Consider the following 24,188-nt stretch of genomic DNA (forward strand, 5'->3'; position numbering starts at 1 on the left):
AGGGGTGGTGTCGTCGATGTGCGCCCGTCGCGGACGCGTACGCCGTGGACACGTACGCGTCGCAAACGCGTGCGGAAAAACGATCAGCCGGATCCGACGAAGAGCACGAGCAGCAGCCAGACGACCGGAGCCGTCGGGAGCAGGGAGTCCAGCCGGTCCATGATGCCGCCGTGGCCCGGCAGCAGGGTGCCCATGTCCTTGATGCCCAGGTCCCGCTTGATCATGGACTCGCCGAGGTCACCGAGCGTGGCGCTGGCCGCGACCGCGAGGCCGAGGACCAGACCCTGCCACCAGGTGCCGTCGTCGATCAGGAACTGCATGCACAGCGCACCCGCCGCCATCGCGAAGGTGACCGCTCCGAACAGGCCCTCGCGGGTCTTTCCGGGGCTGATCCGCGGTGCCAGCTTGTGCTTGCCGAAGCGCCAGCCGATGGCGTACGCCCCCGTGTCGCTGACGACCGTCAGAAGCAGGAACGTGAGAACGCGGCGCGGGCCGTCGTCGGCCGTGAGCATCATGGCCACGAAGGTCGCCAGGAACGGCACGTAGAAGGCCGCGAAGACCCCCGCCGTGACGTCCTTGAGGTAGCCCTCGGGCGGTTCCGTCATCCGCCAGACCAGGACGGCCAGCGCGGTGAGCGCCATGGCCACCCAGGCACCCTCGGCGCCGCGCACGTACCCGGCGACGACCATGGCGGCCCCGCCCAGCGCGAGCGGCACGAGGGGCGCCTTGATGTCCTTGCGTTCCTGCAGCCGTGACGTGAGCTCCCAGAGGCCCACCACCACGGCGACCGCTATCACGCCGACGAAGACGGCCTTGACGACGAACAGCGACGCGACGATCACCGCGCCGAGCCCGACACCCACTCCTATGGCCGCGCCCAGGTCGCGTCCCGCACTCTTCTTCTGAGGTGCGGGGGCGGGCTCGGGTGTGGTGCTGGGCATGGGCTCCTGCGGGCTCTGCGGGTTGTGCGACGGCTCCCCGTAAGGCGCCGTCGGTGGCGTGTCGTTGCCGACCGAGGGGCCGCTCAGCCGAGCGGCCCCCCTGTCGTCATCCTGGTCTCCGCCATGTGCGGGTACGTCGGGCGCGGTGGGCATGGGCCGAGTGTGCTGCGCGTCATGCGCATCGTACGTGGGACCCGCCGGGGCCGCCCCCTGAGCAGGCCCCTGCTCGGACGGCCCCCAGTACCCGGCTTGTGGCGGCGCTCCCCAGGAAGAGTCGTTCATCAGACCTCGAGCAGCTCCGCTTCCTTGTGCTTCAGGAGCTCGTCCACCTGGGCGACGTACTTCGCCGTGGTGTCGTCGAGTTCCTTCTCCGCACGGCGGACCTCGTCCTCGCCGGACTCCTTGTCCTTGACGAGCTTGTCGAGAGCGTCCTTGGCCTTGCGGCGCACGGCGCGGATCGAGACCTTGGCGTCCTCGCCCTTGGTCCGCGCGACCTTGATGTAGTCCTTGCGGCGCTCTTCGGTCAGCTCGGGGAACGTCACCCGGATGATGTTGCCGTCGTTGCTGGGGTTGACGCCCAGGTCGGAGTCGCGGATCGCCTGCTCGATGTTGCGCAGCGCGCTCTTGTCGAACGGGGTCACCACGGCCATGCGCGGCTCCGGAACGGAGAACGAGGCCAGCTGGTTGATCGGCGTCAGCGCGCCGTAGTAGTCGGCCACGATCTTGTTGAACATCGCCGGGTGCGCACGACCGGTGCGGATCGCGGCGAAGTCCTCCTTGGCGACCACGACGGCCTTCTCCATCTTCTCCTCGGCCTCGAGGAGGGTCTCTTCGATCACCACTTGCTCCTGCGTGTCTTGAGTAGGCCCGGCAGCGGTTCCTCGTAGGAGTCCGGCGGCCGGCTGCGTCGCGTCTTGTTCCTGCACGGTTCCGGACCGGCAGGACATTGTCCATCCCCCGGTCGGGGTCCGTCCCGGACCGGAAGGCGTCTCCGGTCCGGCGCGTTCCCCGTCAGGCCCGGCCGCTCTGGTCGCCCACGAGTGTGCCGATCTTCTCACCCTTGACGGCCCGCGCGATATTGCCCTCCGCCAGGAGTTCGAAGACCAGGATCGGCAGCTTGTTGTCACGGCACAGCGTGATGGCGGTCATGTCGGCGACCTTGAGGTCCCGGGTGATGACCTCGCCGTAGCTGAGCGCGTCGAACTTGACCGCCTCGGGGTTGGTCTTCGGGTCGGAGTCGTAGACCCCGTCCACACCGTTCTTGCCCATGAGGAGCGCCTCGGCGTCGATCTCCAGGGCCCGCTGGGCGGCAGTGGTGTCGGTGGAGAAGTACGGCATGCCCATGCCCGCGCCGAAGATGACCACACGGCCCTTCTCCAGGTGCCGCACGCCGCGCAGCGGGATGTACGGCTCCGCGACCTGGCCCATGGTGATGGCGGTCTGGACGCGGCTGTCGATGCCTTCCTTCTCCAGGAAGTCCTGGAGGGCGAGGCAGTTCATGACCGTGCCGAGCATGCCCATGTAGTCGGAGCGCGCCCGGTCCATGCCGCGCTGCTGGAGTTCGGCGCCGCGGAAGAAGTTGCCGCCGCCGATGACGACGGCGATCTGGGCTCCGCCGCGCACGACGGCCGCGATCTCGCGGGCGATCTTGTGCACCACGTCGGGATCGACGCCCAGTCCCCCGCCACCGGCGAACGCCTCGCCGGAAAGCTTCAGCAGGAAGCGGCCCGCGCCTTTGCCGTCGTCGCTCTTCTCGCCGTTTCCGGCCTGGGTGGTGGTCATGGAGATCTCCTCATGGTGCACATACGAAGAAGGCCATTGCCGGTGGGGTGTGTTTGCATCCCATGCTCGGCAATGGCCTCCTCGTCAGATCTGCTGTCGTCCGGCACACACGTATGGGTGCCGACGTACGCGGACGACTGCTGTCGACCCTATCGGGGTCGCGCGTCGATCGCTGTACGGACTCAGATGCCGACCTTGATGCGCGAGAAGCGCTTCAGGGTGACACCGGCCTCGTCCAGAACCTTCTGGACGGACTTCTTGTTGTCGAGCGCGTACGGCTGACCGAGGAGGGTGGCCTCCTTGAAGAAGCCGTTGACGCGACCCTCGACGATCTTCGGGAGCGCGGCCTCGGGCTTGCCCTCGGCGCGCGTGGTCTCCTCGGCGACGCGACGCTCGGTCTCGACGACCTCGGCCGGAACGTCCTCACGGGAGAGGTACTTCGGCGCGAAGGCGGCGATGTGCTGCGCGATGCCCTTGGCGAGGTCGGCGTCGGCCTTGTCCAGCTCGACCAGGACACCGATCTGCGGGGGCAGGTCGGGCATGGTGCGGTGCATGTACGCGGTCACGAACGCGCCGGAGAACTGGGCGAAGCGGTCCAGGACGATCTTCTCGCCCAGGTTGGCGTTGGCCTCGTCGACGAACGCCTGAACCGTCTTGCCCGGCTCGATCTCGGAGCCGAGGAGCGCCTCGATGTCGGCCGGCGACGTCTTGACGACGTGCTGGGCGATCTCGTTCGCGACGGCCTGGAACTTCTCGCCCTTGGCGACGAAGTCCGTCTCGCACTTCAGCTCGACCAGGACACCGGAGGTGTTGTCGTCAGCGATGATGGAGACCACGGCGCCGTTCTCGGCGGAGCGGCCCTCGCGCTTGGCGACGCCCTTCTGGCCCTTGATCCGCAGCGCCTCGACGGCCTTGTCGACGTTGCCGTCGGCCTCGTCCAGCGCCTTCTTGCAGTCCATCATGCCGGCGCCGGTGAGCTCACGGAGCTTCTTGACGTCGGCGGCGGTGTAGTTCGCCATGATTCCTGGAATCTCTCTCGAAGTCTGAAGATCTACGGGACGAACGGCGGGGGCTTTTGGGCCCCCGCCGTTCACAAACCCGAAGGGGTGAGGGGTCAGGCCTGCTCGGCGTCCGCGGCGGGGGCCTCGGCAGGAGCCTCGGCGGCGGCCTCGGCCGGAGCCTCGGCCTGCTCGGCGTCGGCGACCTTCTCCGTCTCGGCGGAGGTCTGGACCTCGGCGTCGTCGGCCTTCTTCTCGCCCTCGAGCAGGTCGCGCTCCCACGCGGCGAGCGGCTCGCCCGCGGCCTTGTCACCGGCGGCCTTGCCGGCGCCGGAGCGGGAGATGAGTCCCTCGGCGACGGCGTCGGCGATCACGCGGGTGAGCAGGGTGACGGAGCGGATCGCGTCGTCGTTGCCCGGGATCTTGTAGTCGACCTCGTCCGGGTCACAGTTGGTGTCGAGGATGGCGACGACCGGGATGTTGAGCTTCCGGGCCTCGCCGACCGCGATGTGCTCCTTCTTGGTGTCCACGATCCAGACGGCGCTGGGCACCTTCTGCATCTCGCGGATACCGCCGAGGGTCTTCTCCAGCTTGGCCTTCTCGCGCGAGAGCACGAGAAGCTCCTTCTTGGTGAGACCGGAGGCCGCGACGTCCTCGAAGTCGATCTGCTCGAGCTCCTTGAGGCGCTGCAGACGCTTGTAGACGGTGGAGAAGTTGGTGAGCATGCCGCCCAGCCAGCGCTGGTTGACGTAGGGCATGCCGACGCGGGTGGCCTGCTCGGCGATGGCCTCCTGCGCCTGCTTCTTCGTGCCGACGAACATGACCGTGCCGCCGTGGGCGACGGTCTCCTTGACGAACTCGTAGGCGCGGTCGATGTACGACAGCGACTGGAGCAGGTCGATGATGTAGATGCCGTTGCGCTCGGTGAAGATGAAGCGCTTCATCTTCGGGTTCCAGCGACGGGTCTGGTGACCGAAGTGGACGCCGCTTTCCAGCAGCTCCCGCATCGTGACGACGGCCATGGCCGTTCTCCTCGGTTTTCTCGGTTGTGCCGCGTGTGCCGGACGGCACTCGCGCCTGACGCCCGCGACGCGCCTTGCCACAAAGGACCGAGAGGCGCTGACACCGGTGGTGACCGGATGTCGGGGCGTGCGAAGTCGACCCGATGACCCGGGTCGCCATCAGAAGTGTACGGGACCCGAGAGGGCGCAGGTGACGCCGCTGTCCACAACCGGCCGGTACTCCACAGATCCCGGCCATGATCCGTCCGATGCGCGACGGTTCCCGCATGCGAGTGAACCGATGTGCGCGTACGTGGCTTCTGCTGGGCCTGGCCGTGACCCTCCTCGGCGCCTCGGACCCGCCGGCGCCGGCTACCGGAACCGGTCCCGGGCCGCGCGCCCCGGCCGCTCCGGCAGGAAGGCACGGGCCGCAGGCTCTGGGCGCTCCGGCGGGAAGGCACGGCTCGCAGGCCTTGTCCTCTCCGCCGGCGGCCGACCCCTCGGTGCCGGCCCTCGCGCGCGCATGGCCCGTGGGTGTCAGGCCGTTCGTCGTACGGGGCTGGGAACCGCCGGCGACGGCCTACTCCCGGGGCCATCGCGGAGTCGACCTCACGGCCGCGCCCGGCGCCCCGGTGCGGGCCGTCGCGCCCGGCCGGGTCTCCTACGCGGGCCGGGTCGCGGGGCGCGGGGTCGTCTCGGTGGAGCTGTCGGGCACGGGGGCGCCTCCGCTGCGGACGACGTACGGTCCCGTGCGGGCCTCGGTGCACAAGGGCGACGAGGTGCTCGCGGGCCAGGTGGTCGGCACCCTGGAGGCGCCGGACCCGCACTGCGGAGCGACGCCCTGTCTGCACTGGGGTCTGCGCAGGGGCCCGGACTATCTGAACCCGCTGGCCCTGCTGCCCCCGTGGCTCCTGAACACCGGTCCGTCCCGCCTGCTGCCGGTCGACGGACCGGCCACCCGCTCCTGACCTGGGAGGACCAGGGCGGCCAAGGGGACGAGAACGCGGCGCATGCGTAGGCGGCGGGACCGGGAGACGGGCCGGCCGTCGGCGCCGGTGGTCAGCCCCGGACGCCCCGGAGCGCCATCGTCACGGCCGCCTCCGTGATCGCGGAGGGGTCCTCGGCGGCGCCCAGCTCGATGCGGCGCACCGCGGCGTCCACCACGCCCTGGAGGAGCATCGCGGCCAGCCGCGGCTCGGCGTGACCCATCGCGGCGAGCGCCTCGCCGATCATCGTGACCAGCCCGCCGTGCGCGGCCCTGATCTTCTCCCGGGCCCCCGCGTCGAGTTCGCTGGCGGAGATGGCGACGACGGCCCGGTGTCTGCGGTCCCCGACCAGGGCGAGCTGACTGCGTACATAGGCCTCGACCGTGGCCTCGGGGCCGTCCGCCGCGGCCATCGCGGCCGAGACCTCGGCCGCCCAGACGGGGAAGTCGACCGCGCACAGTTCCTCGACGACGGCCGCCCTGGAGCGGAAGTACTCGTACACGGAGGACCGCGCGAGCCCCGTGCGCTCGGCGAGCGCGGGGAAGGTCAGCGCCTCCGTCCCGCCCTCGGACAACAGGGACCGCGCCGCGTCCAGCAGGGCGGCTCGCTGCATCGACCGGTGCTCGGCCACGGAGGCCGCTCGAATCCTTGGCACGTCAACCACTGTACGGACGCGGCGCCGCGGACGGGAACCACTCCGGCCAGCCCGCGGGAGTGGGCTCCGCCGCACCGGTCCGGCCGCCCGGCGGGACTGTCCGGCGGCACGGCGGGACCGTCCGGGCGGCACGGCGGGACCGTCCGGGCGGCACGGCGTGATCGTCCGGCGCCACGGCGGGACCATCCGGGCGGCACGGCGGGACCGTCCGCCGTCGCGGCACGACCGGGCTCAGCGTCCGAAACTGGCCAGTTTGGCGCGGAGCTGGAGCACCGACTTGGTGTGGATCTGGCTGACGCGGCTCTCGGTCACCCCGAGCACGTTGCCGATCTCCGCCAGGGTGAGCCCTTCGTAGTAGTAGAGCGTGACGACGGTCTTCTCCCGATCGGGCAGTGTGTTGATCGCCCGCGCCAGCAGTCTGCGCAGTTCCCGGTCCTCGGCCACCTCGACCGGATTGTCGGCGGCGGTGTCCTCCAGCGTGTCCATCAGGCTCAGCCGGTCACCGCCCTCGCCGCCGGCGTGCAGCAGCTCCTCCAGGGCGACCACGTTGGCCAGCGACAACTGGCTGAACACCGCGTGGAGTTCCTCAACGCCGATGCCCATCTCGGCGGCGACCTCGCTCTCCGAGGGGGTGCGCCGCAGCCGCGCCTCCAGCGTCGCGTAGGCGCGCTCGACATTGCGCGCCTTCTGCCGCACCGACCGCGGGATCCAGTCCAGCGCCCGCAGTTCGTCGATCATCGCCCCGCGGATACGGGTGATCGCGTACGTCTCGAACTTGATCTCGCGTTCGATGTCGAACTTCTCGATCGCGTCGATGAGTCCGAACACTCCCGACGAGACGAAGTCGGCCTGCTCGACATTGGCCGGCAGACCCACGCTGACGCGGCCCGCGACGTACTTCACCAGCGGTGAGTAGTGCAGGATCAACTGTTCCCGCAACCGTTCGTCACCGGTCGACTTGTACGACCGCCACAGCTCGTCGAGTGTCGAGGGCGCGGGCGGGCGCACGCTGCCGCCGTCGCGGGCGGCTGGCGGGATCGCCGTCCGGTCGGACCCGGAGGTGTGCTGGGGCATTCGTCGCCTAGTGCCGTTCTGCCGTGAACTGGGATGACCTGGGTGTCCTGTCGGCCTCGTGCCGAGATCGCGTGCCTGCTTCGGATCCTTGTGAGCGTAGCGTGACTGAGCTGTCGCAGTGCGCGAAGAGCGGGCTGTCACCCGCACGCGAAACCTTTCCCCGGGACGTCTCCCGGAGTCACGACGGTCGCCCTGTGTCACCGTCATGGGTCGCCAACTGCGAGGATTCCCAGGCGTGTCGGCGTTCCCCCGGACGGCCGAACACGCTCGGTCAGCATCCCTTCCGATCACCTCCGACGGGGGCCGTCGCCTGGCGTGTCAACTTCCAGCCGTCGCCGTGTCGTTCGACGAATCCAAGTGCTCGGAGTTCGTACAGTCTCCCGACCGCGTCGTCCGCGCTGGTCGCCGCGCGCCGGGCGATCTCCCCGGTCCCGGCCGGATCCCGCGCCGGCAGCGCGGCCAGGACCCGGGCCGCGTCCGGGTCCAGCAGGTCGCGGGGCAGCACGGGACCACGCCGGTCCGGCGCCAGCTCCCCCATGTCGCCCACCTGTTCGGCGACTTCCGCGGCGTCCGACACCAGGACGGCCTCCCCGCGCAGCAGTTCGTGCACCCCGGCGGACAGGGCGCTGGTGGCCGGTCCCGGTACGCCCATCGTGAACCGGCCCAGCCGCTGCGCGGCACGGGCGGTGACGAGCGCTCCGCTGCGGTACGCCGCCTCGACGACGACGGTGCCCCGGGTGAGCGCGGCGATGACCCGGTTGCGGAGGATGAATCTGCTGGGCGTCGGGTGCTCGCCCGGCGGCAACTCCCCCACCACGAGGCCCTGTTCCGCGATCCTGGTGATCAGCCCGGTGTGTCCGCGCGGATAGGGCCGGTCGACGCCGCAGGCGAGCACCGCGACGGTGGCACCGCCCGCTCCGAGGGCTCCCCGGTGGGCGGCGCCGTCGATGCCGTAGGCGCCGCCCGACACCACCACCCAGCCCCGCTCCGCGAGTCCGGCGCCGAGGGTGGCGGCCATGTGCGCGCCGTACTCGGTGCAGGCGCGGGCGCCGACGACGGCGACGGATCTCAGTGCCCACAGCCGCAGGCCGGCCCTTCCTCGCACCCACAGGCCGACGGGCCGGGCGTCCCCGAGGTCGTCGAGCTGCGCGGGCCATTCGGATTCACCGGGACAGATGAAGCGCACCCCGGCGTCCCGGGCGAGTGCCAGGTCGCGCTCCGGGGCGGCCCGCGCGGCCCTGGCCCGCAGCCCGGCCCACCTCCGGTCGGTCATGCCTCTCGGCTGCCCCGGTTCCCCGTAGAGCCATCGCACCGCTTCCGGGGCTCCGACCTCCCTGATCCAGCGACCGCAGACCTCGTCGCCCGGTTCGACGACCCGGGACAGCGTGACCCGGGCCAGGCGCTCGCCGGCTGTCATGCCGGCGAGCCGATCGCCATCGGCACCCCGCGCGGAACTCCGGTGCGCAGTTGCAGGGCCAGGGCGACGTCCCCGGCGTCGGGCCGGTCGTGTCCCGACAGGTCCGCGACCGTCCACGCGACCCGGAGCACCCGGTCGAGCCCCCGGGCGGTCAGGACCCCGCGTTCCAGGCCCCGCTCGGCCTCGTCCATCGCTCCGGCGCACGCCTGCCAGCGTCCGCGCAGCTCGCGTCCCGGCACCTCGCTGTTGGTGTGCCAGGGAGTCCCCTTCAGGCGCTCGGCGGCCCGCTCGCGTCCGGCGAGGACCCGGTCCGCGACCGTCTTCGTCGACTCGCCCCGCGCCCCGCGCGCGGTGAGCTCGGCACGGGTGACCGGCTCGACGTCCACCCGCAGGTCGACCCGGTCGAGCAGCGGCCCGGAGAGCCTCGCCTGATAGCGGCGGATGAGCGAGGGCGGACACTCGCAGAAGTCGTTCGTCGTGCTGAAGCGTCCGCAGGGGCAGGGGTTGGCGGCCAGGACCATCAGGAACTTCGCGGGGAACCTCACGACACCGGCGCTGCGCGCGATCACCACGTGTCCCGCTTCCAGCGGCTGCCGCAGGGCGTCCAGCGCGAAGCCGCTGAACTCCGGTGCCTCGTCCAGGAACAGCACGCCTCGGTGCGACAGGGACACCGCGCCGGGCCGCGCGAGCCCCTTGCCGCCGCCGACGAGCGCCTGCATGGTCGCGGAGTGATGGGGCGCGCAGTACGGGGCGACGTCCACCAGCGGTTTGCCGGGCGGCAGCAGGCCCGCGACGGAGTGGATCGCCGTGACCTCCAGGGATTCCTGCCGGGTCAGGCGCGGCATGATCAGCGGCATCCGCTCGGCCAGCATCGTCTTGCCGGCGCCGGGTGGCCCCTGGAGGAAGACGTGATGGCCGCCGGCCGCCGCCACCTCCATCGCGGTGCGCGCCGAGTGCTGGCCGACGACGTCCCCGAGGTCGTGGCCCGGGTCGTGTTCCGGCACGGCGATGCCGCACAGGCCGGTGGCCTCGCCCGTGCCGGGCAGGCGCAGGCCGGCCGCCAGCGGGTCCGGGCGGCCCCGTTCGTCCGGCTCCTCCTCGGGCACCGGTTCGTCCGCCAGCACGGCGATGAGCTGGCGCAGGCTCCGGACTCCGAGCACCGAGATTCCGGGGACGAGGGAGGCCTCGGCCGCCGCGCACTCGGGGACCACCACCTGTTCGTAGCCGGCGTCCGCCGCGGCGATGACGGCCGGCAGGATGCCGCGGACCGGGCGCACCCGGCCGTCGAGTCCCAGCTCCCCGATCATCACGATGTCGGCGAGCACCCGTGGATCGATCCGCTCGGCGGCGCCCAGCACGGCCGAGGCGACGGCGAGATCGAAGCCGGAGCCGCCCTTGGGCACCGAGGCCGGGCTCAGCCCCACCGTCAGCTTCTTCTGCGGCCAGGTCGCGCCGGAATTGACCACCGCGGCCCTGACCCGGTCCCGGCTCTCCGTCAGGCTCTTGTCGGGGAGCCCGACCAGGGTGAAGGCGGCGATGCCCGGTTCCAGGTCGGCCTGGACCTCGACGACGACGCCCTCCACGCCCACCAGGGCCACCGAACACGTACGGGCGAATCCCATCAGGCCACCCCCCGCGCGTGCTCGACCACGGGTGCGCCGCGTTCGGGGATCAGGACGCCGACCAGGTCGATGCGGACGCCGCCCGGCGGGGCCCCTCCGTGTTCCTGGAGCCAGCGTTCGGCGAGGCCGCGCAGCCGGCGGGCCTTGGCCGGAGCGACGGCCTCCATCGGATGCTGGAACGCTCCCGCCCTGCGGGTCTTGACCTCGCAAACGACCAGCGCGTCGCCGTCCCGGGCCACGATGTCGATCTCGCCCGTACGTCCACAGCGCCAGTTGCGCGCCAGGACCGTCATGCCGGCCCCGGTCAGCCGCCGTGCGGCCAGTTCCTCGCCGTAGGCGCCCAGTGCGTTGCGTGCCTCGGATGTCTTCATGTCGGCACCACCTCCGGCACCGACGATGAGGCCGGATCACACAACTTTTGGATCTTGGTGGACGAACGGGTGACTGTGGAAAACCCAGTCACCCGTACGAGTCACCACCCAGTTTCAGGGCCTCAGCCGCCCGGCAGCTCCAGATCGCTCTTGTTCAGCTCTTCGATGTTCACGTCCTTGAATGTCAGGACACGCACCTGTTTCACGAAGCGGGCGGGGCGATACATGTCCCACACCCAGGCATCCGCCATGGACACCTCGAAAAACACCTCACCCTGGACCGAGTGCACCTGCATCTCGTAGTCGTTGGTGAGATAGAAGCGCCGTTCGGTCTCGATCACATATTTGAACAGACCGACGACATCGCGGTACTCCCGATAGAGCTTCAGCTCCATCTCGGTCTCGTACTTCTCGAGGTCCTCGGCGCTCATGGCATGTTCCCCTTCAGCCGTGCGTCCCCCTATTGTGCGCCAGCCCCGAGAGCCCCTAGACGATTTCCGTGTCGAGGACCTCGGGCGTGGCCGGGGGACCCTCGTCGAGCACCCTGCGGAGCAGCCCGGCGAGCTTGGTCGGATACACCGTCTCATGTGCCTCGGTCAGTTCCCGGCACGTCCACCAGCGCGCTCCGGCGACGCTGCGCCGCTCCAGGTCCGTCAGCCCCGTGGCCGCGGTGGCGGTCTGGGTCGTACGGGCCAGGAAGTACCACTCGTCCTGGTCCCAGCGCCTCCCCGCGAACGGGAACGAGCAGATCCGCCGCCACAGCACGGGGCCGAGTTCGACCTCGGTGATCCCGGTCTCCTCGACGAGTTCCCGCAGAGCCGCCTGCTCACGGGTCTCGTCGCCCTCGACCCCTCCGCCGGGCGTGAACCACCAGTCGTCGGAGGGATCGTCCGGCTCGTGGCCGTGGAGCAGCAGGACGCGGTCCTCGGGGTCGAGCAGGACGACCCGGGCGACCTTGCGCAGCCCGTCCCGGCCGGAGGCCTCGTCCGCCGCGTCAGCGGGCACCGGCGGACTCCGTGCGCGCCCGGGACCGCCCGGCCAGCTTGGCGACGGGCCCGTAGGCCGCTCCGCCCAGCACGAGAACGGCGCCGGCGATCACGAGGGCGATCATCGTGGGGAGGGGTCCGGGCTGGGACAGGGCGCCGAGCACCTTGAAGCCGTCGGGGCGGGCGAGCATGCCGTTCATGGGCCAGGCGACGGCGTCGACGCGGGCCTTCACGGCGCCACGCGCCACGGTGCCGCTGGCCGCGTCCGTCAGGTGCGCGGTGGAGTCAAGAGAGCCGCGCCGCTCGTCACCCAGCAGGAACAGCCGTCCCTCGGGGACCTTCACGGTCGGGAAGCCGGTGAGCTCGGCGAGGCTTCCCTCGGGCAGATACGATTCGTCGATCTTCTTGCCGTTGACGGTCAGCTTGCCCTCGGAGCAGCAGGCCACCGTGTCGCCGCCGACGGCGACCACGCGCTTGACCACCGACGAGCCCGTGACCCACGTCTTGTCCTCGAAGACGACGACGTCACCGCGGCGGACCTCGCTGCCGTCGACGCGCTGCGCCAGCACCCGGTCGCCGATCTTGATCGTCGGCGCCATCGAACTCGTGGGGACGGTGTAGGGCCGGTAGTCGACCGCCGCCCAGGCGAATCCGCCGAGGAACAGCAGCAGGCCCAGCGCGACGGCCAGTCCGGACAGCCGCTGTCCGGTCTTGCTGCCCGCCGGGGCCTTGCCCGTGCCACCGCTGCGCGGGGCCGTACGTGTTGCGCTCTCGCCACCCATAAGCCCGCACCTTACCCAGGGGTACGGTCCGGGGTCAGCCCCCGCCGGATCACGATCGCCGGAGGGCACCGGATCCTCACCTGGAAACGAGCGGAGACCGGATCCTCGCCGGGAAAACGCGCGGGGCCGGCTTCCGCGGACGGATCCGCGGAAGCCGGCCCCGAAGGCCGTGAGGAGGCTCAGTCGTCCTTGGACACCTTGCGCCTGCGTCGCACCAGCACGAGCGGCACCGCGCCCAGCAGGGCCACGGAACCCGGCGAGGTGACCGCCGCGGCCGCCTGGTCGCTCAGACCGGGCTGGTCGAAGGTGTCCGGGACCGGGAGGGTGCCCCAGCGGTTGATGGGCCAGGCCTTGACGATGGCGCGGCCGACGACGTCGTTCACCGGGACCATGCCGTGGTGCTTGTCCGCCTGGTTGTAGCGCGAGTCCCGCGAGTTCTGGCGGTGGTCGCCCATCACCCAGATCATGCCCTTGGGGACCTTGACCTTGAACTGTCCGCCGTCCTCGTCCTGGCTGCACGGGGTGTTCCCCGCGTACACGTACGACGACTCGTTCAGCGCCTTGCCGTTGACCTTCAGCGGGCCGGTGCCCTTGCACTCGACCGTGTCGCCGCCGACGCCGATGACCCGCTTGATGAGGTCCTTCTCCTCGGCCGAGGGCATCAGGCCGATCCAGCTCAGGACCGTCTGCAGGGCGTTCGGGTTGGCCGTGGGCTCGCCCGCCAGCCAGTTGTCCGGGTCGTGGAAGACGACGACCTCGCCGCGCTGCGGCTCGGAGCCGAACCACGGAGTCAGCTTGTCGACGAGGACGCGGTCACCCTGCTGGAGGGTGTTCTGCATCGAGTCCGACGGGATCGAGAACGCCTGGACCAGGAACGTCTTGATAATCAGCGCGAGCACCAGAGCGATGCCGATCAGGATCGGCAGCTCCTTCCAGAAGGAGCGCTGCTTGGTGGACTTCGGGTCCCGTCCGGAACGCCCGGTCGAGGCGTCCCCGTCCTCGGAGCCGCTCCCGGAATCCGGATCGGGCTCTACGGCCGGGGCAGCCGCATCCTCGGGCCTCTCCGGCTGTCCCTCGGGACCTTCGTGCCCAGATCGCGCGCCGACCGCCACATCCCCCACATCCACTCCTCACTCCGTGCCGCCGCCGGCGCCGTATTCGGCGCAGGCCCACCACTCCCATAACGAGCGGGAGTTCCGCAGGGCTCGGGAGCGGGATCAATCCATCAGGATCCGCAGAGGCCACCCTATGCGACAGGACTGGACCGGAAGCCGACCCTCCGGGCGCGTCGGCCACCGTCGAGAACGTGTTCGGCTCGGTCAGGCGGGTCCAGTGCCCGATGGGCCAGCCGATGACCATCGCCCGGCCCACGACCGAGTCCTCGGAGACGGTGCCGCTGAACTTGTCGCTGCGGTGGTAGCGGGAGTCCGCGGAGTTGCCCCGGTGGTCACCGAGCACGAACAGACGCCCCGCGGGCACCTTGACCTCGAAGGAGAAGTCCGACGGTTTGTCCCCGGCGTAGATGTAGGGCTCGTCCAGGGGGGTGCCGTTCACGGTCACCCGGCCCTGGGTGTCGCAGCACTTGACGGTGTCCCCGCCGAGTCCGACGACCCGCTTGATCAGGTCCTTCTCGTTGTCGGAGGGCAGCAGACCGATGAAGGTCAGCCCCTCCTTGAACTGCTTGACGACCACGGGGTCGTTCTTCTTCTGGGACTCCTCGGCGGTGAGCCAGCCTCCGGGGTCCTTGAAGACGACGACGTCACCGCGCTTGGGCTGGGAGCCGAACCAGGGGGTGAACTTGTCCACCAGGACCCGGTCGCCGATCTGGATCGTGTTCTCCATGGAGCCCGACGGGATCACGAAGGCCTGGACGAGGAACGTCTTGAGGACCAGGGCTATCAGCACGGCCACACCGACGAGGAGAGGGATCTCCTTGACCGCCGAGCGGCGCCTGCGCCGCTTGATCTTGCGCGCGAGCTTGCGGCGCTCGACCCGGCTGGGCCGGGCGGCGCCTCCGGCGGCGCGCCGGGACCCGGTGGGGAGCAGGTTGTCGGCGGCACTGGCGGAGACTCCGCGCGCCCGTCCGCGGTTACCCACGGGCACCGCCGGCGGCGGGCACGCGCGCGTAGGCGTCGGGACGCGTCAGACGCGTCCAGTGGCCCGCGGGCCAGGCGATCCAGTCGGCCCTGCCGATGACGTCGCCGACGGGGACCATGCCGCCGCCGGGCGAGCCCAGATGATCACGGGAGTCGCTGGAGCGGCTGCGGTGATCACCCAGGAGGAACAGGGAGCGCTCGGGCACGACGACGTCGAAGGGCACCTCGGACGGGCTGTCGCCCTGATAGAGAAATGTCGACTCGTCGACCGCTCGGCCGTTCACCTCGAGTCTCCCCTCCTTGTCGCAGCAGACCACGTGGTCCCCCTCAACCCCGACGACGCGTTTGACGTAGTCCGCGTTCCCGAAATAACCGGTGCCGTCGAAGACGACGACATCGCCCCGCTGCGGCTCGGAACCGAAACGGTACGCCAACTTGTTTACGAGAACGCGGTCCCCGATCCTCAATCCGGACTCCATGGAGCCGCTGGGAATTTCGAAGGGCTGCATCACGAAGCGGCTGACCAGCAGCAGAAAAGCGAGACAGACCAGCGCGGTCAGGGTGATCCGGCCCCCGGGGAGCCACGCGGCGATCCTGTCGAGGAACGCAGAACGCGACCGCTCCTCCGGCCCCGCTGTGTCCGAGATCTCCTCGGAAGCGGAACGGCTGGAGGAGCGGTCGCGCTCCACGGGCTGTGCTTCGGTGTCCATCGGGGCCAGATGCTATCCGGCCTCCATGAGACGCCTTCTTACCGGCTCGACCGGCCACGGAGAACCGCGGCGGAAGGAGCTCAGTTGTCGCGCTTCTCCTTGATCTTCGCGGCCTTGCCGCGGAGCTCACGGAGGTAGTACAGCTTGGCGCGACGGACGTCACCGCGGGTCACGAGCTCGATCTTCTCGACGATCGGGGTGTGCACCGGGAAGGTGCGCTCGACGCCGACGGAGAACGAGACCTTGCGGACCGTGAAGGTCTCGCGGACGCCGGAGCCCTGGCGGCGGATGACTACGCCCTTGAACTGCTGCACACGGGAGCGGTTGCCCTCGATGACGCGGACGTGGACGTTGACGGTGTCACCCGGGCGGAAGGCCGGGATGTCGGTGCGCAGCGAGGCGCCGTCGACGGTGTCGAGCAGGTGAGACATCGTGTCTGCTTTCTTCGCTGATGCCACAGGTCATCAACGGGAGAGAGGTTCGAAGATGATGCCGTCTCGTCGGGACGGGCGTCGTGTCCCCCTGTGGCAGGGGCGCACGCCGGACGACGGAGAGCAGCGGCCTATTCTTCCACGACGTCCGGCCTGCGCCAAAATCGGCCGCCGGCGTCCGGCTGCCAGCCCAGGATCGAGAGCATCTCGCGGTCCTTCTTGTCGAAGGCGGAGGCGTCGCAGCGCTCGATGAGGTCGGGGCGGTTCGCCGCGGTACGGCGCAGGGCCTCGTCGCGGCGCCATCGGGCGATCTTGCCGTGGTGGCCGCTGACCAGGACGTCGGGGATCTCGCGGCCGCGCCACCGCGGGGGCTTGGTGTACACCGGGCCCTCCAGGAGGTTGGCCATGGCGCCGGGGGCGAACGAGTCGTCCCGGTGGGACTCGGCGTTGCCGAGGACCCCGGGCAGCAGCCGCGCCACGGCCTCGGTCACGACCAGGACGGCCGCCTCGCCGCCGGCGAGGACGTAGTCGCCGATGGACACCTCGTAGACGGGCATCCTCGTCGCGTACTCGTCGATGACGCGGCGGTCGATGCCCTCGTAGCGCGCGGGCGTGAAGACCAGCCAGGGGCGTTCGGAGAGTTCGACGGCGAGCTGCTGGGTGAACGGGCGCCCGCTGGGGGTGGGGACCACGAGGGCGGGGCCGTGGGCGCCCGTCTCGTAGCCGTCCGCCAGCGCGGTGTCCAGGGCGTCGCCCCAGGGCTCGGTCTTCATGACCATGCCGGGGCCACCGCCGTAGGGCGTGTCGTCGACCGTGTTGTGGCGGTCGTACGTCCAGTCGCGGAGGTCGTGCACGTGCACGTCGAGCTGCCCGCGCGCGCGGGCCTTGCCGACGAGGGAGACGTTCAGCGGTTCCAGGTACTCGGGGAAGATCGTGACCACGTCGAGCCGCATCAGGCGTCGGCCTCCGTGGCGTCCTCGCCGGCCTCGGCGGAGCCGCTGCCCGTGTCACCGGCGGAGGCGTCCTCCGCGTCCCGGGTGGAGGCGATCTCCGCCCGGTCGTCGATCAGGCCGGGCGGCGGGTCGATGACGGCCCGCTGCTCCTCTAGGTCGATCTCGACGACGATTTCCTCCACGAACGGGATCAGCACCTCGGTGCCGTCCGGGCGCTCGACCACGAACAGGTCCTGCGAGGGCAGGTGCGAGATCTCCGTGATGCGCCCGACCTCGGCGCCGTCCACGGTGACGACGTCCAGGTCCATGAGCTGGTGGTCGTAGTACTCGTCCGGGTCCTCCGGCGCCTCGTCGGGGTCGACCTCGGCGATCAGCAGGGTGTTGCGCAGCGCCTCGGCGGCGTTGCGGTCCCGCACGCCCGCGAAGCGCAGCAGGAGACGGCCGCTGTGGACGCGGCCCGTCTCGATGGTCAGTGGTCCGGTGGAGGCCGGATCGGTGAGCAGGACGGCACCGGGGCCGAGCCGGAGCTCCGGCTCGTCGGTGCGGACCTCCACGGTGACCTCGCCCTTGATGCCGTGGGCACGGCCGACGCGAGCGACTACCAGCTGCACTGTGCTTGATCTCCTGTCGTGTGCCGACGGCGACGGTTCCGGACGGCCGCGGGAGCGCGGGCGTCCGTGGGGGTGGCGGGTGTCCCGCCGGGAGCGTCCGGGCGGATCCGCCCGGACGGGTTCGCAGACGACTACGGGCCGGGGACGGCTCGTAAGCCCTCCCCGGCCCGAGCCGGTGTTGCCTGCTACGTCAGCGGACGTGGTCCACGTCGACGAGGTCGACGCGGACACCGCGGCCGCCGATGGCGCCCACGACGGTCCGCAGAGCGCGCGCGGTGCGGCCGTTGCGGCCGATCACCTTGCCGAGGTCGTCCGGGTGGACCCGGACCTCGAGAACGCGCCCGCGGCGCAGGTTGCGCGAGGCGACCTGCACGTCGTCGGGGTTGTCGACGATGCCCTTCACGAGGTGCTCGAGAGCCTCCTCGAGCATGCTCAGGCCTCGGTCGACTCGGACTCGGCCGCAGCCTCGTCCTTCTTCTCAGCCTTCTTCTTCTGGGTGATGGCCTCACCCTTGCCCGTGTCCTCGCCACCGAGGGCGTCGAACAGCGGGCGCGCGGCCTTCGGCTCGGCGACGAGCAGCGGAGCCGGGGCCGGCAGGCCCTTGAACTTCTGCCAGTCACCGGTCAGCTTCAGGATGGCGAGCACGGGCTCGGTCGGCTGCGCGCCGACACCCAGCCAGTACTGCGCGCGGTCCGAGTCGACCTCGATGCGCGAGGGGTTCTGCACCGGGTGGTACAGGCCGATCTCCTCGATGGCCCGGCCGTCACGGCGGGTACGGGAGTCGGCGACGACGATGCGGTAGTGAGGCGAACGGATCTTGCCCAGACGCTTCAGCTTGATCTTGACTGCCACGGAAGTGGTGTCTCCTGGTCTTGACGGGGTTGGGCACGCAGAGATGGCCGCGTGGGGTTGCGGTACCCGAGTGCCCGATGGACGCGTCAGCCGGAGGAGAGAGGGGTCCTATGCGGCTGTCGAGTACAGCTAGCCATTCTGCCACATCCCTCGCTCCGCCCGGACCGAGGGTGTTCGAGCGCACGTCCACCGCACGTGCGCGCTCCAGGAGCAAGCCCGCGCCCGGGCGAGCGCATGCCTGTCGGGCACCCGGCGTTCCCGGGTGCCCGACAGGCATGCGCGACGTACACCGGCCACGAGGGCCTCGGAGAGACGCCGCCCGCGCGCACTCGTGCCTCCTGAATTCCCCCACGTGCTCCAGGGCAGTGGGGGAGGCACGACTGCTCACGGGCCGCACGAACTCGTCCGGCACCCACGAGACGCCGGTGGAGCCCGCTCCTCAGCTCGCGGCCGCGCCGACCACCTCCGGAATCCGGAAGGGCTTGCCGCACCCTCCGCACACGATCGGCGCCTGTGCGAGGACGGACGGGACCACGCGGACGTTGCGACCGCAGTCGCAGACGGCCTTGACGCGGACGCCTCCCCCGGAGGAGCCGTGACGGGCGGCCGGGCCGCGGAACGAGCGGGCGGTGTCCGCGGACGTGGCGGCCGTGTGGGCCTTCAGCGCCCGCTGGAGCCGCTCGATGGTCGGGCGGTAGCGGCGCTTCGCCTCGGGGTTGAGCGTGACCAGCGAGAAGCCACTGCTGGGATGCGGCTCCTCGGGGTGGTCCAGGCCCAGCTCCTCGGCGATCGCGAGGAATCTGCGGTTGTGATAGCGGCCGGCGCGCGAGGTGTCGCGGACTCCACGGGCGGCGGCGATGCCGTGGACTGCTTCGTGAAGCAGTCGCTCGAAGGAGAGTTCGTGCCCGCACGCGGACGACGATTCTCCGATCAGGGACTCTGGCGCGGCAAGATCGGGCAGTTCGGGGTGGTGCCGCTGAATGTCGGCCCACGCCCCTGCCAGCTCTGCGGCGAGAACAGGTGGTGTCGTGCTCACGTAATGAGAACGAGCGGGAGTGCCTCCGTGTTCCTATTACGGGGCATCCCAAATAATTTGCACGTACCCGTCAGTTGGCACTGATGTGAACCGACGAGGTCGGGTGCGCCGATCTGCGGAGAAGTGTCACAGCTCGTACCAAGGCGGTACGTAGTCACACGTACGCCCCGGCGCGTAGACGACATCCGTACGCCGGGGCACCTGTGGTCGGCAGATGCGCAAGGGGCGTTTCGGCCGCCCTGCCGTCCGGCTCAGTACGCGCGGGCGACGACCGCGACGTTACCGGGTGCGTCCTCGGCGTCCGGCACCGACCCGTCCTCGGCGACCAGACACCGTACGGTCACCGCGTGCTCGGCGAGCCTGGCCTCGCCCTCTTCTCCGAGGTCCGCCCAGGGAATGCGCGCCCAGCCGCCGGACACGGCCGCCTCCACGGCCGCGTCGATGGTCGACACGTCCGTCGTACGGGACTCGCGGCGCTCGCGGGACTGCCTCAGCAGGAGGGCCTGGTCCTCCTCCAGGGCGCCGGGGAGCAGGGCGGCCAGCGCGTCGAGGGCCACCGGCTCCTTGCCTCCGGGGATACGGCGGACGAGCATCGCCGTGCCGTTCTCCAGGTCACGGGGGCCGACCTCGATCCGTACGGGGACGCCCTTGAGCTCCCAGTCGACGGCGCGGCGCCCGAAGGGGGTGTCCGTACGGTCGTCGACCTGGACCCTCAGGCCCGCCGCGGTCAGCCTCGCGCCGATCTCGCGGACCTTGGCCAGAACCGCCTCGTCGCCCTTGATCGCGAGGACGACCACCTGTACAGGGGCGAGCCGGGGCGGCACCCGCAACCCGCTGTCATCGCCGTGCGACATGATCAGGCCACCCACCATGCGGGTCGAGGAGCCCCAGGAGGTCTGCCAGACGAGCTCCTGCTTCCCGTCCTTGGACAGGTACTGGGTGTTGAACGCCTTGGCGAAGTTCTGCCCCAGCTCGTGACTCGTGCCCATTTGGAGCGCCTTGCCGTCGCCCATCATGCCTTCGAGCGTGAGGGTGTTGATCGCGCCCGCGAACCGCTCGCTCGCCGTCTTCCGGCCGAGGACGACGTCGATGCCGAGGACGTTCACCATGAAGTCGGCGTACACCTCTGTGTGGATGTGCGCGGCGTAGTCCCGGGCGTCCTCGTACGTGGCGTGCGCGGTGTGCCCCTCCTGCCAGAGGAATTCGGTCGTCCTCAGGAACACCCTCGGGCGCATCTCCCAACGGACCACGTTCGCCCACTGGTTGATCAGCAGCGGCAGATCGCGGTAGCTCTGCACCCACTTGGAGAAGTACTCGTTGATGATCGTCTCGGAGGTGGGGCGGACGACGACCGGCTCCTCCAGCTCCTTGCCCCCGCCGTGCGTGACGACCGCGAGTTCCGGCGCGAAGCCCTCGACGTGCTCCGCCTCCCGGGTGAGGTACGACTGCGGGATGAACAGCGGGAAGTAGGCGTTCTGGGCACCCGCTTGCTTGATGCGGGCGTCCATCTCCTGCTGCATCCGCTCCCACAGTCCGTACCCGTAGGGCCGGATGACCATGGTGCCGCGCACCGGGCCGTTGTCGGCGAGCTCGGCCTTGTTGATCAAGTCCTGGTACCAGCGCGGGAAGTCGTCCGCCTGGGGCGTGAGAACGGGTGCCTTTGCCATGCGGCCGATGCTACGGGCCCACGTTGCCGGTATGTGAATTCTTGCGCCTTTCGCGTCCGGGCCGCAAACGGGCCCCCGAGACCCCTGGACGGCACGTCGAGGGCGGAGTTACCTGACATACGGGGGGAGTGCGGGCCTCGTGCGCGGGGGCGGAGGAGAGGGGGCCCGGCAGCAACTCTCGGCGGATTGGGGCACTTTCGATGACACCTACGCTCGTGCGGCAGCACCTTCCTCATGCGGGCCCAGCGCCCCGCTCGGACCGGGGTGCACGCGCGCGTGACTGGGCCGAGATCCAGGAGCGGATGCTGGTGCCGCTCTTCGAGGCCGTCTACGAGCGGCTCGAAGTGGGCGGTGGGACACGGCTGCTCGGGCTCGGCTGCGGGTCGGGGCTCGCCCTGCTGATGGCCGGCTCCCGCGGCGCCGCGGTCACGGGTGTCGACTCCTCGTCGCCCGAACGGCTGGCCCTCGCGCGGGAACGACTCCTGCCGTCCGAACGGGACGCCGGCCCGCGTCCCGGTGCCCGGGTCGTGTCCGGGTCCCCCCGGGACGCCGTGGTGGCGGGGGCGCCGGCGTACAACCTGGTGACCGCGTTCGAACCGATCGGGTGCGTGGCCGGCGACTCCGAGGGGCTCGGCGCGCAGCTCGCCGAGGCCGCGCCGCTCGCGGGCCGGGGAACGCCCGTCGTGCTTGTCGGGTGGGGGCCGCCGGAGCGGTGCGCCACCTCGGCCGTGCTGCGGGTGGCCACGAAACTGGCCGATCCGCTGCGTGGTGCGGCGAGCTGGCGTGCCGCCCGGCGGGACGACCTGGAGGAGGTGGCCCAGCGGGCCGGGCTGCGGCCGGACGGCTCGGGGCGTGTGGCCTGCCCGTTCGGCTACGCCGACGTGGACAGCGCCGTACGCGGGCTGCTCTCCACGGGGCTGTTCGACGCGGCGGTCGACGCCACCGACCAGGCGCAGGTCGACAAGGAGGTGACGGAGGCGCTGCATCCTCATGTGCGGCGGGACGGCACCGTGTGGATGCCGAACGTGTTCCGGTATCTGATCGCCCGTACGCCCTGAGACCGGTGGGTGGGTCGGGGCCGTGCCGGTGCATCAGCCCGTCGCCGTCGGACGGAGACGTGACCGTTGGTGGCTACGGGCATCGATGTACCCGGCACGGCCCCTCGCGCGCGTGGCCGGGTGCGGGTGATTCGTGGTGGCTACGGGCATCGGTGTACCGGCACCACCCCTCACGCCGTGTCCCGGCTGTGGGGGCGGTCCTGGGCGCCCGGTTCACACCTCCTTCGTCGTACGGGGCACCCCGGCGATCCGGTAGGCCTCGGCCTCCTCCAGCGTCTCGTTCGCGAGGAGCGCCTCCGCCAGGGCGTCGAGCTGTCCCCTGTGGTCGCGGAGCTTCTGGCAGGCCTCCTCATAACACTCGTCGACGATGCGGCGCATCTCGTGGTCGATCGAGTCGAGGGTGCCGGGGGCGGCCGCGAGACCGTAGGCCTGCTGGGCGTCGTTGGGCAGCGCCGACAGCCGGCCCACGCGTTCGCTCATGCCCCAGCGGGCCACCATGCCGCGGGCGAGGTTGGTGACCTGTTCCAGGTCGTTCTCCGAGCCCGTGGTGATGACGTCGTAGACGACGTGTTCGGCGGCCATGCCACCGAGCGCGCCGATGATCCGGCCGCGCAGATACGCCTCGGTGTACGCGTACCGGTCCGCGTCCGGTGTCGAGAGCGTGACGCCGAGCGCGCGACCGCGCGGAACGATGGTGATCTTGCGGACGGGGTCGGCGCCGGGCCGCAGCATCCCGAGGAGGGCGTGGCCGCTCTCGTGATACGCGGTGCGGCGGCGTTCCTCGTAGGGCATGACCAGCGAGCGTTCGGCGCCGAGCTGGACCTTTTCGAGCGCTTCGGAGAGGTCGCTCTGGGTGACCTCGGCCTGCTTGCGCTTGACGGCGAGGAGGGCCGCCTCGTTGGCGAGGTTGGCGAGATCGGCGCCGGTCATGCCCGGGGTAGTACGGGCCACCTGGGTCAGGTCCACGTCCTTCGCGAGCGGGATCTCGCGGGTGTGGATCTCCAGGATCGCCTTCCGGCCGCCGCGGTCGGGGGGCGAGACGTTGACGACGCGGTCGAAGCGGCCGGGACGTGTGAGCGCCGGGTCCAGGATGTCCGCGCGGTTGGTGGCGGCGATGACGATCACGCCCTCCGAGCCGGAGAAGCCGTCCATCTCGGTGAGGATCTGGTTGAGCGTCTGCTCGCGCTCGTCGTGGCCGCCCATGGCGGAGCCGCCCGACCGTGACCGTCCGATGGTGTCGATCTCGTCGATGAAGATGATGGAGGGGGCCACCTTGCGGGCCTCGGCGAACAGTTCGCGCACGCGCGAGGCGCCGACGCCCACGATCATCTCGATGAACTCGGAGGCGGAGGCGGAGAAGAACGGGACGCCCGCCTCGCCCGCGACCGCCCGCGCGAGCAGGGTCTTTCCCGTGCCGGGCGGACCCGCGAGCAGCACGCCGCGCGGCATCTTCGCGCCCATCTTTCGGTACGCGTCGGGGTTCTTGAGGAAGTCCACGACGTCGTCGACCTCGCCCGCCACCTCGTCGATGCCGGCCACGTCGGAGAACGTGGTGCGCTTGCCGCCGGGCACGAGTTCGACCGGTTTCGGGGGTGCCTTGCGTCCGAGCATGCCGCCCGCCCCGCCCATGCCGGAGCCCATCCGCCGGGCGATGAAGATCCACAGGACGACGAGCAGGATCATCGGGGCGAGCGAGATCAGCAGGTTGAACAGGAAGCTGCGCTCCTGGACCACCGGCGAGGCGGTCACCGTGACGTCGTGCTTCTGCAGGTCGTCCCACAGCTTGTCGTCCGCGAAGACCGGTCGCTGGGTCTTGAACTTGGTGTACTTCCCGTCGCCGTCGGGCTTCTCCTGGGAGGTCTTGAGCTGTCCCTGGATCGCGTCGCCCTTGGCGTAGATCTTGGTGACGTTGCCGTCGTCGACCTGCCGGCTGAACTCCGTGTACGAGATCGTCGGCTCGTTGCCCTTGTTGTAGAAGGACAGCACCAGGTTGGCGATCAGGAACACGATGAGCGCGGCCAGGGCCAGACTCCACCAGCCGCCCGGCAGCTTCCGCCGGCCGCCCGGCGGCGGTGTCGGCTCGGGTGGCGTGCCCTCGGTACGCCACGGCTGGTCCGGTGCCTTGCGCGGGGGCACAGGGTTGCTCATAAGGGGACGTT

At 70.6% G+C, this 24,188-nt stretch carries 25 protein-coding genes and 1 pseudogene; 2 read left to right on the plus strand and 24 right to left on the minus strand.

Annotated features, from left to right (window positions below; genetic code table 11):
- Nucleotides 1-83: 83 nt before the first annotated feature.
- From ACFRIC_RS27370 to rpsB, 5 genes are all read right to left on the minus strand, one after another.
- Nucleotides 84-1,223, minus strand: a complete 1,140-nt coding sequence (locus ACFRIC_RS27370) for a phosphatidate cytidylyltransferase (RefSeq protein WP_382790751.1) — start codon at nucleotides 1,221-1,223, stop codon at nucleotides 84-86.
- Nucleotides 1,223-1,780 (minus strand): ribosome recycling factor, encoded by a 558-nt coding sequence (gene frr, locus ACFRIC_RS27375; protein ID WP_037625129.1) that lies wholly within the window; start codon nucleotides 1,778-1,780, stop codon nucleotides 1,223-1,225. Before frr ends, ACFRIC_RS27370 begins: the two co-directional genes overlap by 1 nt.
- A 172-nt stretch (nucleotides 1,781-1,952) precedes the next feature.
- The gene (pyrH, locus tag ACFRIC_RS27380) at nucleotides 1,953-2,723 is read right to left on the minus strand and encodes a UMP kinase (protein ID WP_037625128.1); all 771 of its coding nucleotides are present in this window, start codon (nucleotides 2,721-2,723) and stop codon (nucleotides 1,953-1,955) included.
- A gap of 182 nt (nucleotides 2,724-2,905) precedes the next feature.
- Nucleotides 2,906-3,742: a translation elongation factor Ts gene (tsf, locus tag ACFRIC_RS27385; RefSeq protein ID WP_382790756.1), complete on the minus strand. Its 837-nt coding sequence runs from the start codon at nucleotides 3,740-3,742 to the stop codon at nucleotides 2,906-2,908.
- 95 nt (nucleotides 3,743-3,837) lie between these two features.
- A complete protein-coding gene (gene rpsB / locus ACFRIC_RS27390; protein ID WP_382790759.1) occupies nucleotides 3,838-4,743 on the minus strand; it encodes a 30S ribosomal protein S2 in 906 nt (301 codons plus the stop codon).
- A 266-nt stretch (nucleotides 4,744-5,009) separates the two neighbouring features.
- Here rpsB and ACFRIC_RS27395 point away from each other — a divergent pair, with 266 nt between their 5' ends.
- Nucleotides 5,010-5,690, plus strand: a complete 681-nt coding sequence (locus tag ACFRIC_RS27395; protein WP_382790762.1) for a murein hydrolase activator EnvC family protein — start codon at nucleotides 5,010-5,012, stop codon at nucleotides 5,688-5,690.
- Nucleotides 5,691-5,781: 91 nt separating this feature from the next.
- On the opposite strand, the gene ACFRIC_RS27400 is transcribed toward ACFRIC_RS27395, so the two are convergent.
- From ACFRIC_RS27400 to proS, 18 genes and pseudogenes are all read right to left on the minus strand, one after another.
- Nucleotides 5,782-6,339, minus strand: coding sequence for a TetR/AcrR family transcriptional regulator (locus ACFRIC_RS27400; RefSeq protein ID WP_382791276.1), 558 nt, complete (start codon nucleotides 6,337-6,339; stop codon nucleotides 5,782-5,784).
- A gap of 255 nt (nucleotides 6,340-6,594) precedes the next feature.
- Entirely contained in the window at nucleotides 6,595-7,437 is an 843-nt protein-coding gene (whiG, locus tag ACFRIC_RS27405) for an RNA polymerase sigma factor WhiG (protein ID WP_382790765.1), read from the minus strand.
- A 271-nt stretch (nucleotides 7,438-7,708) separates the two neighbouring features.
- Nucleotides 7,709-8,854 (minus strand): DNA-processing protein DprA, encoded by a 1,146-nt coding sequence (gene dprA, locus ACFRIC_RS27410; RefSeq protein WP_382790767.1) that lies wholly within the window; start codon nucleotides 8,852-8,854, stop codon nucleotides 7,709-7,711.
- Nucleotides 8,851-10,476, minus strand: coding sequence for a YifB family Mg chelatase-like AAA ATPase (locus ACFRIC_RS27415; protein WP_382790770.1), 1,626 nt, complete (start codon nucleotides 10,474-10,476; stop codon nucleotides 8,851-8,853). Before ACFRIC_RS27415 ends, dprA begins: the two co-directional genes overlap by 4 nt.
- Nucleotides 10,476-10,847, minus strand: a complete 372-nt coding sequence (locus ACFRIC_RS27420) for a YraN family protein (protein WP_382790773.1) — start codon at nucleotides 10,845-10,847, stop codon at nucleotides 10,476-10,478. The genes ACFRIC_RS27415 and ACFRIC_RS27420 overlap by 1 nt, the downstream gene beginning before the upstream one ends.
- Nucleotides 10,848-10,969: 122 nt before the next feature.
- Nucleotides 10,970-11,278, minus strand: coding sequence for a DUF2469 domain-containing protein (locus tag ACFRIC_RS27425; RefSeq protein WP_003965949.1), 309 nt, complete (start codon nucleotides 11,276-11,278; stop codon nucleotides 10,970-10,972).
- A gap of 55 nt (nucleotides 11,279-11,333) precedes the next feature.
- Nucleotides 11,334-11,852 carry an NUDIX hydrolase gene (locus ACFRIC_RS27430; protein ID WP_382790775.1) on the minus strand — a complete coding sequence of 173 codons (519 nt, stop codon included), beginning with the start codon at nucleotides 11,850-11,852 and terminating at the stop codon, nucleotides 11,334-11,336.
- Nucleotides 11,842-12,615 (minus strand): signal peptidase I, encoded by a 774-nt coding sequence (gene lepB, locus ACFRIC_RS27435; protein ID WP_382790778.1) that lies wholly within the window; start codon nucleotides 12,613-12,615, stop codon nucleotides 11,842-11,844. Before lepB (ACFRIC_RS27435) ends, ACFRIC_RS27430 begins: the two co-directional genes overlap by 11 nt.
- A gap of 179 nt (nucleotides 12,616-12,794) precedes the next feature.
- A complete protein-coding gene (gene lepB, locus ACFRIC_RS27440) occupies nucleotides 12,795-13,736 on the minus strand; it encodes a signal peptidase I (RefSeq protein ID WP_382790781.1) in 942 nt (313 codons plus the stop codon).
- Nucleotides 13,624-14,712, minus strand: a pseudogene (lepB, locus tag ACFRIC_RS27445) (signal peptidase I); the annotation flags it as partial. The pseudogene lepB (ACFRIC_RS27445) and the gene lepB (ACFRIC_RS27440), both read right to left, overlap by 113 nt.
- Entirely contained in the window at nucleotides 14,705-15,421 is a 717-nt protein-coding gene (gene lepB / locus ACFRIC_RS27450) for a signal peptidase I (protein ID WP_382790784.1), read from the minus strand. The pseudogene lepB (ACFRIC_RS27445) and the gene lepB (ACFRIC_RS27450), both read right to left, overlap by 8 nt.
- Before the next feature lie 80 nt (nucleotides 15,422-15,501).
- Nucleotides 15,502-15,852, minus strand: a complete 351-nt coding sequence (gene rplS / locus ACFRIC_RS27455) for a 50S ribosomal protein L19 (protein ID WP_121786682.1) — start codon at nucleotides 15,850-15,852, stop codon at nucleotides 15,502-15,504.
- Nucleotides 15,853-15,983: 131 nt separating this feature from the next.
- On the minus strand, nucleotides 15,984-16,805 hold the full coding sequence (gene trmD, locus ACFRIC_RS27460; protein WP_382790788.1) for a tRNA (guanosine(37)-N1)-methyltransferase TrmD: 822 nt from the start codon (nucleotides 16,803-16,805) through the stop codon (nucleotides 15,984-15,986).
- Nucleotides 16,805-17,416 carry a ribosome maturation factor RimM gene (gene rimM / locus ACFRIC_RS27465; protein ID WP_382790790.1) on the minus strand — a complete coding sequence of 204 codons (612 nt, stop codon included), beginning with the start codon at nucleotides 17,414-17,416 and terminating at the stop codon, nucleotides 16,805-16,807. The genes trmD and rimM overlap by 1 nt, the downstream gene beginning before the upstream one ends.
- 190 nt (nucleotides 17,417-17,606) lie before the next feature.
- Nucleotides 17,607-17,846: an RNA-binding protein gene (locus tag ACFRIC_RS27470; RefSeq protein WP_003973401.1), complete on the minus strand. Its 240-nt coding sequence runs from the start codon at nucleotides 17,844-17,846 to the stop codon at nucleotides 17,607-17,609.
- 2 nt (nucleotides 17,847-17,848) lie between these two features.
- A complete protein-coding gene (gene rpsP / locus ACFRIC_RS27475; protein WP_339131840.1) occupies nucleotides 17,849-18,268 on the minus strand; it encodes a 30S ribosomal protein S16 in 420 nt (139 codons plus the stop codon).
- A 439-nt stretch (nucleotides 18,269-18,707) separates the two neighbouring features.
- On the minus strand, nucleotides 18,708-19,304 hold the full coding sequence (locus ACFRIC_RS27480; protein WP_328447656.1) for a hypothetical protein: 597 nt from the start codon (nucleotides 19,302-19,304) through the stop codon (nucleotides 18,708-18,710).
- 251 nt (nucleotides 19,305-19,555) lie between these two features.
- Nucleotides 19,556-20,971, minus strand: a complete 1,416-nt coding sequence (proS, locus tag ACFRIC_RS27485) for a proline--tRNA ligase (RefSeq protein WP_382790795.1) — start codon at nucleotides 20,969-20,971, stop codon at nucleotides 19,556-19,558.
- 200 nt (nucleotides 20,972-21,171) lie between these two features.
- Between proS and ACFRIC_RS27490 the strand changes: the two genes are divergently transcribed.
- Nucleotides 21,172-22,029, plus strand: coding sequence for an SAM-dependent methyltransferase (locus ACFRIC_RS27490; protein ID WP_382790798.1), 858 nt, complete (start codon nucleotides 21,172-21,174; stop codon nucleotides 22,027-22,029).
- A gap of 213 nt (nucleotides 22,030-22,242) precedes the next feature.
- Here ACFRIC_RS27490 and ftsH read toward each other — a convergent pair whose 3' ends face one another.
- Nucleotides 22,243-24,177 carry an ATP-dependent zinc metalloprotease FtsH gene (gene ftsH / locus ACFRIC_RS27495; protein ID WP_382790801.1) on the minus strand — a complete coding sequence of 645 codons (1,935 nt, stop codon included), beginning with the start codon at nucleotides 24,175-24,177 and terminating at the stop codon, nucleotides 22,243-22,245.
- Between the last annotated feature and the right edge of the window lie 11 nt (nucleotides 24,178-24,188).

Source organism: Streptomyces sp. NPDC056738, assembly GCF_042790435.1.
Classification (GTDB): domain Bacteria; phylum Actinomycetota; class Actinomycetes; order Streptomycetales; family Streptomycetaceae; genus Streptomyces.